Annotated in this window: 7 protein-coding genes; 6 read left to right on the top strand and 1 reads right to left on the bottom strand. The window is 37.7% G+C overall.

From position 1 onward, the window contains the following. Positions 1-223 (top strand): transposase (locus CRJ00_RS19405; protein ID WP_218962196.1); only part of this gene is annotated, 223 nt, incomplete at its 5' end. Positions 224-317: 94 nt separating this feature from the next. Here CRJ00_RS19405 and CRJ00_RS16655 read toward each other — a convergent pair. After that, entirely contained in the window at positions 318-2120 is a 1803-nt protein-coding gene (locus CRJ00_RS16655) for a DEAD/DEAH box helicase (RefSeq protein WP_099367872.1), read from the bottom strand. Between the two features lie 375 nt (positions 2121-2495). Between CRJ00_RS16655 and CRJ00_RS16650 the strand changes: the two genes are divergently transcribed. From CRJ00_RS16650 to CRJ00_RS16630, 5 genes are all read left to right on the top strand, one after another. Then, positions 2496-3989 carry an amino acid permease gene (locus CRJ00_RS16650; RefSeq protein ID WP_099367871.1) on the top strand — a complete coding sequence of 498 codons (1494 nt, stop codon included), beginning with the start codon at positions 2496-2498 and terminating at the stop codon, positions 3987-3989. A gap of 11 nt (positions 3990-4000) precedes the next feature. Beyond that, positions 4001-4429 carry a hypothetical protein gene (locus CRJ00_RS16645; RefSeq protein WP_144038187.1) on the top strand — a complete coding sequence of 143 codons (429 nt, stop codon included), beginning with the start codon at positions 4001-4003 and terminating at the stop codon, positions 4427-4429. A gap of 141 nt (positions 4430-4570) precedes the next feature. Continuing rightward, on the top strand, positions 4571-4825 hold the full coding sequence (locus tag CRJ00_RS16640; protein ID WP_099367869.1) for a hypothetical protein: 255 nt from the start codon (positions 4571-4573) through the stop codon (positions 4823-4825). Beyond that, complete coding sequence (locus tag CRJ00_RS16635; RefSeq protein ID WP_099367868.1) at positions 4825-5091, top strand: type II toxin-antitoxin system RelE family toxin; 267 nt, start codon at positions 4825-4827, stop codon at positions 5089-5091. The genes CRJ00_RS16640 and CRJ00_RS16635 overlap by 1 nt, the downstream gene beginning before the upstream one ends. A gap of 53 nt (positions 5092-5144) precedes the next feature. Then, complete coding sequence (locus CRJ00_RS16630; protein WP_180268517.1) at positions 5145-5396, top strand: AbrB/MazE/SpoVT family DNA-binding domain-containing protein; 252 nt, start codon at positions 5145-5147, stop codon at positions 5394-5396. Positions 5397-5914 lie beyond the last annotated feature (518 nt).

The following is a 5914-nucleotide window of genomic DNA, read 5'->3' as shown; positions in this document are numbered from 1 at the left end:
TCAGATGAAAAGCAACAACAGGTTTACCCGGTTCACAATGAAAGGACTGGATAAAGTCGCTGTGGAATTCGGTTTGATGGCCATTGCCCATAACCTCAGAAAATGGGCAAAAAAGTGGAAAGACAAAGCTTTTATCGGTAAACCAGGTGGCAAAAACTCCCTATTTGCGATAAATCAAGCCATCAACATGCTGAAAAGTACAAAACATCGACTTGCAGCCTAATATTGCTCATGAAATTATAATGGAGCTCCAGAAAGCTATAAAACAGAAGAAGGTGCCTTTTTAGACACCTTCTTTGCATATTTAATATTAACTATTAATATCTGCTTTTGGATTCTCTACGGCCTTTGCCAGAAGAGAAGTCGCGGAATCCACCGCCGGAGTTTCTGTCTCTACGACCAGAACCACCATTGCGTGAACCGTAGCTTCCACCTCTTTCGCGGTCTCCGCCTGAACGACGACTACCACCTCTTCCTCCGCGATCTGAAGATCTACCTTCGCCAGAAACTTCGATACGAACGTTTCTACCGTTGAAATCTACACCTTGGAATCCTTGGAATACGCGTTCTACCTCTTCATCCTGTACTTCGAAGAACGTAAATACTCCTTTTAGATCGATCTTACCGATTGACTTTCCAGAAATCTTACTTTTGTTACAGATGAAGGATAACATATCACCTCTGCTGAATTCATCTACCGAACCTAAGTTGATAAATAAACGAGTGAATCCTTTAGATGCTTGACGACGACCATCTCTATCTCTTCCTTCTCTTTCGCGACCATTATCACGACCGTCGATGTTCAAATCAGGAGCGTCTTCGTAGTAATTTAAGAATCTATTGAATTCTAAAGATGCAAAACGTTTTACGATCTCCTCTTTGGAAAGGTCCTGAAGGCTTTCTAAGATTTGAGGAAGGAACGTATTGATCCTATCTTCGTGTACTTCTACGTTATGCACTTTATCGATGATTGCGAAAAGCTGTTTCTCACAAACCTCAGTTCCTTGAGGAACTTGTTTGCGGATGAATTCTTTTCCAATGATCTTTTCGATATGACGAATTTTGCTCATTTCTTTCACATTGATCAAAGAAATAGAGATACCCGTTTTACCGGCACGAGCTGTACGGCCTGAACGGTGGGTATAGTTTTCTGTTTCGTCAGGTAATGAATAGTTGATAACGTGTGTTACGTCATTTACGTCGATACCACGAGCAGCAACATCCGTAGCAATCAATAATTGCAAGTTGCGTTCGCGATAGCGTTTCATTACTTTATCGCGTTGTTGTTGAGAAAGGTCACCATGTAAAGAATCGGCATTGTAGCCATCTTTGATCAATGCTTCCGCAATCTCTTGGGTTTCAATTTTAGTACGACAGAACACAATACCAAAGATCTCTGGGTAAAAATCTACGATGCGTTTGAAAGCAGCGTATTTATCTTTCGCCTTGATCATGTAATAATGGTGTTCGATGTTCGTATTACCGGTGTTCTTTGTACCTACAGTTAACTCAAAAGGGTTAGTCATGTAGTTTTGGGCAATACGACGTACTTCTTTAGGCATGGTTGCTGAAAACAACCACGTTTTTTTGTCGTCAGGAGTTTCGGAAAGGATATTGTTGATGTCCTCTTGGAAACCCATGTTCAACATTTCATCAGCTTCATCTAATACGACATAACGTACGTTAGAGAAGTCGATGGCATTACGGCCGATGATATCAAGCATACGACCTGGGGTAGCAACAACGATTTGAACACCGCGACGGATCTGTCTCAATTGATCGCTGATGTTTGCACCACCATATACGGCAACCACGTGCACATTGTCTAAATGTTTGGCAAATTTTTCTAGGTCTCTTGCAATTTGCAAACACAGCTCGCGCGTTGGACAAAGTACCAATGCTTGTGGTTGTTTCGATGAAAAGTCTAGTTGTTCTAAAAGAGGAAGACCAAATGCCGCAGTCTTCCCTGTACCTGTTTGGGCTAATCCGACAAAATCGTCGTTACCAGTCAGTAATACAGGAATGGCTTTTTCCTGGATGGGAGAAGGTTTTTCGAAACCTAACTCAGTGATGGCAGAAACAATCTCATGACGGATTCCCAGTTCTAAAAATGGGTTCATGAAATAAATTATACAATAGGCACAATTGCCTAAGGCGGTGCAAAGATAAGAACAAATATTGGTTTTTCCTATTGTTCAATACTTTATGTTTATTAAGGGCTTGATAATCAATAAATTTGTAGCTGAAAAGGAATCGGATGTAGCTGCGAAATAATAAGTAAGTGATTTTTTATTAAACCAACATAACGCTAAAAAGTATCCCTGAACAAGAAATATGATTCTGCAAAAGGGCTTTTAGTAAAGATAATCGTCCGATTTAAATCAATGATTATAAAACAATACTAAAAATAGGGTGCATAAAATGATAAATTGTCAAAAAATTGTTGATATTTTTAATTTTTTTGTAGGTTTGTTAATAACTTATTAATCTAATTTATGTGGTATAAAAAATCAATTGCAAAGTTAGTTTCAGAAGCGGAACAGAGCGGCGAAGGAACCTTAAAGAGGACCTTATCCAGTTCAGGACTAATTGCATTAGGGATCGGTGCTATCATTGGAGCCGGTCTTTTTTCGTTAACAGGAATTGCTGCGGCAGATCATGCCGGACCAGCAGTAATGTTATCTTTCATAGTGGCAGCGGTTGGTTGTGCATTCGCAGGTTTGTGTTATGCTGAATTTGCCTCCATGATCCCGGTAGCCGGTAGTGCCTATACCTATTCCTATGCAACCATGGGTGAATTCATGGCCTGGATCATCGGTTGGGATCTGGTGCTGGAATATGCCTTAGCAGGTGCCACCGTTGCGGTCAGTTGGTCTCAGTATTTCAATGAGCTCATGCAGATCATGGGTATCCATCTTCCTCAGCAGCTTTTGGCTGGTCCTTGGGAGGGCGGGATGATCAATCTTCCTGCGATTATTATTGTTTGTTTATTATCACTTCTGTTAATGCGGGGAACGCAGGAGTCTTCTGTTGTTAACAATATCCTGGTTATCCTGAAAGTTAGTGTGGTGATTTTGTTCATCGTTTTAGGATGGCAGTTCATCAACCCTGCTAACCATACGCCATTTATCCCGACGAACGAAGGGGAGGAGCTGGTAAAACAAGGTAAGATGGGCTGGGGGGAATTCTTCTCCAGTGGTTATTTTGGACATTACGGGATCTCCGGTATACTACGTGCATCAGCAGTGGTTTTCTTTGCCTTTATCGGTTTTGATGCGGTAAGTACTGCGGCTCAGGAAGCGAAGAACCCGAAGAAAGGCATGCCGATCGGTATTATTGGTTCCTTGGTCATCTGTACCATTCTTTACGTGTTGTTCTCTTATGTGATGACGGGGTTAGCGCCTTATACCGCTTTCTCTGGTGATGCGAAGCCAGTTGCCACAGCTTTTGAAAAAACCGGTTATCATTTCTTGAATACTGCGATGATTGTTACGATTATTGCTGGTTATACTTCCGTTATCCTGGTGATGTTATTGGGTCAGAGCCGCGTGTTCTATTCCATGAGTAAGGATGGCTTGTTGCCAAAGATCTTCTCAGATCTTTCCAAACGTCAAACGCCTTGGAAAACCAATCTGATCTTCATGGTTTTTGTGAGTATTTTCGCAGGATTTGTTCCGGTATCTGATTTGGGACATATGGTAAGTATCGGTACTTTATTTGCCTTTACGTTGGTATGTATAGGTGTTTTAGTATTACGCAAGACCAATCCGAATATCGAAAGACCTTTCAAAACGCCATTGGTTCCATTGGTTCCAATTTTAGGAATTTTGGTGTGTATCGCGATGATGGCATCCCTTCCGTTGGTGAGCTGGGAGCGTTTAGGAATTTGGATGGCTATTGGTGTAGCAATCTATTTCTTGTACGGTTATAGACACAGTAAACTACGTAAGGAGCGGGAGGCTCAAGGGAAGATTGGTTCTCAAGAGTAAGGAGTTAGGATATGAACAGCTTATGTAGAGCAGTATTAATAGGCCTATTTGGATTATTGGTATCCTGTTCTGAACATAATCCAGAATCACTGTTTGAAGATGTTTTTGTATATAAAAACACTCTTCCAAATACTGTTTCTATTGATTTTTATAGAAGAAATGCTGGAAAAGTATCTATAGATATTGCCGATAGTATAAGTGTGCCTGGAAACTTTAACAGATTTAATTATACTTTTTCGCCATCAGCACATGATTCCATAGCTATCAAATTTAATGACGGAAAAAAAATTGTTTTCAAATATGATCCCAATTCATTCAATTGGAATTTGAATGCAATAAATTATAACATCTACAAAGAAACTCATAAAATAAAGGGCAATCTTACTACCCAATTCTATACTTACACAATAGATAATAGAATATACGAGTTAGCTAATTAGTACAAATGAGGAAAACTTGTAAAATTAGTAAGAGGTCGTATCAAGCATTTGATACGGCCTCTTACTAATTTAGTTGCTTCTGTTTTTTTTATTATTATCTTCTAATTTTTATATATCGTATATAACTTATATATTTGTTATATGAAGGTTAAGAAAATTATAGATATTGATGAAACTATTTTAACGAAGTTAAAACTGCTTTCTGCTTTTGATGATAAGAGTGTGAAATCAATAATGGAAAAAGCGGTTAAATTTTATGTTGAATATAAAGAAAAAGAACGTTTAAAGGCCTTGTCTGAAGAAGAAAGGGAAGATCTAGGACTGTTGTTATTAATGCAGCAATCAGACAGGGAAGAAACTGTTACTCGAGATGAAATTATGAATGCTTTAGACTAATGGAAATAGTTTTTTTAAGGACTTTTCTTAATGATATTAAGAAAGTGTCAGATAAAAAAATGAACGCTAGAATTAAATTAATCATTATTGAAATTGAAAATGCAAGCACATTAGAAGATATTCCCAATGTTATAAAGATAAAGGGGTTTTCTACTGCTTATCGTTTGAGAATTGGAGGATATAGATTAGGTTTTTTTAAGGATGATAATAAAATTGAACTAGCGCGTTTTGTGAAGAGAAACGATATCTATAAAGTTTTTCCATAATGATTAGCTGAATATTAAAAATTAAGTGTTTGGTTTCTTATAACCCTAGTAATATGAAAACTAAAATCATAAAAATCGGTAAATCTTTTGGAATTATAATTAGGAAACAATTTCTTGAACAGCTCCATATTACAGATGAAGTTTTTTTATTAATAAAGGATTCTAAAACCATTATTGAAACGGTAAACTCAAAACCTCGTAAATACTGGGAAGAAAAACTATTAAAAGCTAATTCTTTAAAAGATTTAGGAGAATTTGAATATATCGATAATGATTTCGATAAAACCGAATGGTCTTGGAAATAAGATTTGAAGTTTTAAATTATCAAATAGAATCCTAATTAATTAAAAATATAAATTAACATACAATGGGCTGTATCCGAAAAAGGATACAGCTTTTTTTATTCTCGTTGCATGCACATTGTAAGTGAGGTGTAAGTGAGGTGTAAGTGCTAAAAGTCACTTACACCTCACTTACACCTCACTTACACCTCACTTAAACTTCGAGCCAAATTAGTAAAAAGCAAGAGGCTGTCTCCTATGTTTGTGTCAAGCAAATGTAGGAGACATTTTTTGTTTTATAGATTTGCTGTATTTAGTGAAAAGAGGGAGAGCCTAGGGCTGTCTTAGTAGCTTTTTTAGCATACTGATTTTTAGAGATGGCCTTCCTCTTTTTCGCTTCCTAAGACAGAACAGAATGTAAGGCGGAATTACAGTCCAGCTTGAATATCCATAAGGAGACAAGTCCAAGGGAAGTTTCACTATTGATTTTTCAGTTTCACATCAAAAAATTAACATGAAAACACTCAAGCAGGTCGTTGGCA

This window comes from Sphingobacterium sp. 1.A.4 (assembly GCF_002734245.1).
GTDB classification, from domain to species: Bacteria; Bacteroidota; Bacteroidia; order Sphingobacteriales; family Sphingobacteriaceae; genus Sphingobacterium; species Sphingobacterium tenebrionis.
Note: the sequence above shows the minus strand (reverse complement) of the source record. Positions and strands in the feature narration are given on the sequence as shown.

Excerpts from the sequence above, each read along its gene's own strand:
- CRJ00_RS16650 (WP_099367871.1), top strand. The coding sequence starts at position 2,496 with ATGTGGTATAAAAAATCAATTGCAAAGTTAGTTTCAGAAGCGGAACAG.
- CRJ00_RS16640 (WP_099367869.1), top strand. The coding sequence starts at position 4,571 with ATGAAGGTTAAGAAAATTATAGATATTGATGAAACTATTTTAACGAAG.
- CRJ00_RS16635 (WP_099367868.1), top strand. The coding sequence starts at position 4,825 with ATGGAAATAGTTTTTTTAAGGACTTTTCTTAATGATATTAAGAAAGTG.
- CRJ00_RS16645 (WP_144038187.1), top strand. The coding sequence starts at position 4,001 with ATGAACAGCTTATGTAGAGCAGTATTAATAGGCCTATTTGGATTATTG.
- CRJ00_RS16655 (WP_099367872.1), bottom strand. The coding sequence starts at position 2,120 with ATGAACCCATTTTTAGAACTGGGAATCCGTCATGAGATTGTTTCTGCC.
- CRJ00_RS16630 (WP_180268517.1), top strand. The coding sequence starts at position 5,145 with ATGAAAACTAAAATCATAAAAATCGGTAAATCTTTTGGAATTATAATT.